This is a genomic window from Streptomyces sp. H27-C3 (genome assembly GCF_030063415.1).
GTDB lineage: Bacteria > Actinomycetota > Actinomycetes > Streptomycetales > Streptomycetaceae > Streptomyces.
In genome coordinates, this window is the sequence record NZ_JASITA010000096.1 from 1 (window position 1) to 3907 (window position 3907).

Here is a 3907-nt window from a genome sequence, read left to right on the forward strand (position 1 = left end):
TCGGCCGCCGCCCCCGACCACCCGAGATACCCCAGACTGCCTGGATCAACGACCCGGCCAAGCGCCGCGAACCCGCACCACAAACCTCATAGCGTCACGACCGTCTCACTGGACTTGAAATCTTCCGGCCCGCTGACGCTGAAGCCGCGACCCGCTATCAACTCTTGGGCGAGTGCATGGAAGCACGAGCAGTCCGATGGCCTGACCAAGGTCAAGACCATTCCACCTGCGGTCAGCCGTTACGGGACGAGCCTAGTCGAAGAATCCGTAGACCCTGCTGATGTGGCCGTGCGCCAGGACCACGGCGTCCCAGCCGCTAGCCTCTGGCGATCCAATCGACCGACCAAAGCTCCAGCGGAAGTGTGCGAGGTCGTGATGGCTACGCACCTCGCCAAATCTGAACACCATGCCTGGCGACTGCTTCTGCCACCCTTCGACGTAGGCGTCGATGGCCGTTCGGCCTTCAGCCGTGATGGTGGGATCCACATACACGGCGTCCGCAGTGCATACGTCGGCAAGGATCGCGCGGCGGGCTTGCTGGTCCCGCTCGTTCCAGACCGAGATGTACGCGGCCAATAGTTGGCTGACTGCGCTGGTGTCGGCATTGTCGTTGCTCATAGGAATGTGTGCTCCTTGCTGAGTTCGTCCACCGCTCGGCTCGCCGTGAGGCGGTGGTGATAGCTCGGCGAATTGTAGAGACCGTAGAGGCCTGGACCGGGTGGCACTCCTTGGGCCACCAACTGGTCCGCCATGATCAGCACCGTTGGCATGGCTGAACCCGTTCAGGACGCTCCACATGATGCCGAGGCCGACGGCGTCGTACAGCGACGCCAGACCATGATCAGCACCTAGATGGGTGACGGTGCCGAGGGCGTCGAGCGTTGTCCGGTGAGATTCGGAGTCCGACCGCGGACCGCTGTGCAGGAGGACCGCCGCGTCGGCGCCTATCGCCGACGGGATGGCCATGATGGTGCCAGCGAGGTAGTGGGCATCTCGCTGCTGTGCCCATTCGCCGGCTTCCCTTGCCTGGGCCGATGTGCCCGAGGTCAGATTGACCAGTGTCTGGCCGCGCAGTTTTGTGCCGATGGGATCAAGCAGGTCGTGCATTGGCCTGATAGTCCGTGACGCAGACGCTGGTGAGCGGTCGGGCCCGGAGCGCTTCTGCGACTGTCGGCGCGAGTTGCGTACTCTCGGCCACCAGTCGGTCAGCCTTTGCCTGCGTACGGTTCCACACCGTGGTCGGATGCCCGGCTCGCAGGAATGCGCCGGCCAACGCCCGCCCCATCAGACCGAGTCCGAGGACCGTGATGGGAGCCGCTTGAGAGGTGGTGCCGTTGTCCATGGCACGATGGTGAACGTTCATACCGGTGTGAGGGTCAAGCGCGTTGGGTCAGGAGTCTGCATGCACATTGGCGAGCTGAGTCGCCGTACCGGCGTCAATACCCACCAGTTGCGTTACTACGAAGCGCAGGGCCTGTTGGAACCGGCGCGAGGCACGAACGGATATCGCGAGTACGCCTCCGACGCCGTGGTGAAGGTGCGGCAGATCAGAAACCTTCTGGGCGCGGGCCTGTCGACCCAGGACATCGCCTCCCTGCTGCCCTGCGTGCTCGGCGAAGCCCCCGACTTCGTCGACTGCCCAGAGATGCTGACGCTGATGCGGACACGCCGGCAGCGCTTGGACGCCCAGATCGAGACGCTCGCACACTCCCGCGAGGCGCTGCGCGACTACATGGACCGGACCAAGAACCAAGCGACGAGCGACCGGCCCTGGGACGAAGTCGGCGCGCTGCAGCCAGGCTCCTGAGAGCCTGAACGGCGCCTCGACAAGCGCCCGAGGCGAAGAGACCGGGGCCTCTGGCGCACGCCCGGCGAGGGCATCTGCGCCGACCTACTCGAACTGGAGCTCCTAGTTGACAGCGACGCTTCTCGGGTACGGCTCGCTGAGCACCCGGTCGATCAGGACCCCGTAAGGCCCCTCCGCCGTGCCCACCCGCGCGGGTACGTACGGCCGGGCCAGGACGCGCCACTCGTGGACATCACCGGCCTCCACCCGGCCTCTCCGTAGCGCGCACACCGGTGGCGGCAACACGCATCGAGGCCGGCAGGGCCGGGTGGAGGCCGGTGATGTACCGATGAGGGCGCAGACCCCGCAGAGATTGCGGAGATCTGTACCGTGCGGTGCCTGTCGGCGACCGCAAGCAGCCCGGATCAGGCCACCAGCCCGTCGGCGGGCCGCACGAGGATCCGGGCCTTGACCTGCTTCCCGATAGGCTCGCACAGCACTTCGAAGCTCTCGCACAACGCCCTGACAATCTCCAGGCCATGCCCGCCGACCCGGCCTGGGTTCGCTGCCCGGGTCACCGGCAGAGCCGGATCGCTGTCCCACACCGTGATCTCCAGAGCCCGCCCGTCGAGCTCCACATTGACCACGCACGGCCCGGGTGCGTATTTGCACGCATTGGTCACCAGTTCGCTGACGACCAACTGGGCAGCACCGGCCACCCGTGCCGAGATCTCCCCTCTGCGCTGCTCCGTCAGTTGAGCCAAGAAGCCGACGACGAACCGCCGGGCGTCCCCAATCGCTCCCGGGGTCCCGTCATACGCCGCACCCGCCCATGCACGTCTGTCTGCCTGCGCCGCATCCCCAGCACCCTCACTCGCGCCGTCCCGGGCGTCCCGATCATCCGGCACAGCACCGGCGAGCGGCACAGCGCCCGCCGGCCTCTCCACCACCGCGCCGCCGCCGACTCGCCGAACCTGAGCACTGCCAAGATCCATATCCCCGTTCATGGTTGGGCACCTGCCCCCACTCGGCCCCGCTATTCAGAATCAGGAAAATTTACACGAGTACCCACCTCGGCTGCTCTTAGTCACTCGAAACTGAACGTCTGTCACGGCGCGGTCAGTGCCTCAGTGATCACTCGTCACCACTCCCCCCCCCCCCATGATCGCGCTCTCTGACGTCGAAGCTCTCATGCCCGTGCGGGGCATACGGCAGTCCGGCGCCGGTAGTACGCGATCGCCGACACCATCAGCAGCGGAGCCCAGGCCAGCAGCGGGGCATAGCAGAGCACCAGCAGCGACTGCTGGGCCGGCGTTTCCGTGATACCGCCCTCCGCCAGGTTCGAGATCTGGGCGTACGCGACCCAACCGCACAGACCGAACAGCGCGGCCGCGCCCATCAGCGCCGGGATCACCGCCGCGAGAGGCCGCACCCGGCGACCACCGATCAGCGGTACCCAAACGCGGCACGATCTCGCCCCACGGCAGCACCAGGCCGAGCGTCAACAGAGCAAGGGCCTCGGAAGCCACGGTCAGCGACACGACGTACAGCGCCCCCCAACCGGTCCGGCCGGATTCGCCGGCCACCGGGAGCCCGGCCACCAGGGCGACCCGCCACAACCCCGACGGCAGGGTGACAAGCGGCACGGCACGGGCTGCGAGGGCCGCCCAACGCGGTACATCAGGCTGCGCGTTCACTTTCAGCATGTGATCCATGCCTGCCGCGAGAACGCCGTCACGCGTCCGTCGGCGGACCCCTCCTCCGCCGTGCGGCGGAGGAGGATCCACGACCAACTCGGGTGACAGACCTCGCTCCAGGACCTCTGCCCCGCGGTTCAGAACGATGAAGCAGGCAGGCGGGTGCCCATGGCGGAGCTCGGCACCTATGGACAGGCCCAGTTGGTCTTTCTCACCTACGCGTTCGGACTGGTCCGCCCAGGGGACGGCTACGGCCAGGCCGCCCGGCCCCCGTCTCCCAGGAAGACTTCTTCAGCCGGAGCGTCCGTTGTTGGCCAGGGTGCGGTCGAGGAGGGGGAGCAGGCGGTCCCAGTGGCGCTGCAGTGCGTTGGGGTCGAAGGCGTCGGTGTCGGACATGGTGAAGCCGTGGACGGTGCCGGGGTAG

At 67.0% G+C, this 3907-nt stretch carries 6 protein-coding genes and 1 pseudogene; 1 reads left to right on the forward strand and 6 read right to left on the reverse strand.

What is annotated here, in order from left to right; translation table 11 throughout:
• Positions 1–252 precede the first annotated feature (252 nt).
• Together QMK30_RS38080 and QMK30_RS38085 are read right to left on the reverse strand one after the other, a co-directional pair.
• Positions 253–1107 carry a nuclear transport factor 2 family protein gene (locus QMK30_RS38080; RefSeq protein ID WP_283522908.1) on the reverse strand — a complete coding sequence of 285 codons (855 nt, stop codon included), beginning with the start codon at positions 1105–1107 and terminating at the stop codon, positions 253–255.
• Positions 1091–1342: an NAD(P)-binding domain-containing protein gene (locus QMK30_RS38085; RefSeq protein WP_283522909.1), complete on the reverse strand. Its 252-nt coding sequence runs from the start codon at positions 1340–1342 to the stop codon at positions 1091–1093. Before QMK30_RS38085 ends, QMK30_RS38080 begins: the two co-directional genes overlap by 17 nt.
• A gap of 60 nt (positions 1343–1402) precedes the next feature.
• On the opposite strand from QMK30_RS38085, the gene QMK30_RS38090 reads away from it, so the two are divergent.
• Positions 1403–1807: a MerR family transcriptional regulator gene (locus QMK30_RS38090; RefSeq protein ID WP_283522910.1), complete on the forward strand. Its 405-nt coding sequence runs from the start codon at positions 1403–1405 to the stop codon at positions 1805–1807.
• Positions 1808–1909: 102 nt separating this feature from the next.
• Here QMK30_RS38090 and QMK30_RS38095 read toward each other — a convergent pair whose 3' ends face one another.
• The 4 genes and pseudogenes from QMK30_RS38095 to QMK30_RS38110 form a co-directional block, all read right to left on the reverse strand.
• Positions 1910–2053, reverse strand: a complete 144-nt coding sequence (locus tag QMK30_RS38095) for a hypothetical protein (RefSeq protein ID WP_283522911.1) — start codon at positions 2051–2053, stop codon at positions 1910–1912.
• A 158-nt stretch (positions 2054–2211) separates the two neighbouring features.
• Positions 2212–2793 carry an ATP-binding protein gene (locus QMK30_RS38625; protein WP_349362168.1) on the reverse strand — a complete coding sequence of 194 codons (582 nt, stop codon included), beginning with the start codon at positions 2791–2793 and terminating at the stop codon, positions 2212–2214.
• Positions 2794–2975: 182 nt separating this feature from the next.
• Positions 2976–3218 carry a hypothetical protein gene (locus tag QMK30_RS38105; RefSeq protein ID WP_283522912.1) on the reverse strand — a complete coding sequence of 81 codons (243 nt, stop codon included), beginning with the start codon at positions 3216–3218 and terminating at the stop codon, positions 2976–2978.
• A 556-nt stretch (positions 3219–3774) separates the two neighbouring features.
• Positions 3775–3907, reverse strand: a pseudogene (locus QMK30_RS38110) (dienelactone hydrolase family protein); the annotation flags it as partial.

Bases quoted from the DNA above. Each gene is read 5' to 3' on its own strand.
- QMK30_RS38085 (WP_283522909.1), bottom strand. From the start codon at position 1,342: ATGGACAACGGCACCACCTCTCAAGCGGCTCCCATCACGGTCCTCGGA.
- QMK30_RS38080 (WP_283522908.1), bottom strand. From the start codon at position 1,107: ATGCACGACCTGCTTGATCCCATCGGCACAAAACTGCGCGGCCAGACA.
- QMK30_RS38090 (WP_283522910.1), top strand. From the start codon at position 1,403: ATGCACATTGGCGAGCTGAGTCGCCGTACCGGCGTCAATACCCACCAG.
- QMK30_RS38625 (WP_349362168.1), bottom strand. From the start codon at position 2,793: ATGAACGGGGATATGGATCTTGGCAGTGCTCAGGTTCGGCGAGTCGGC.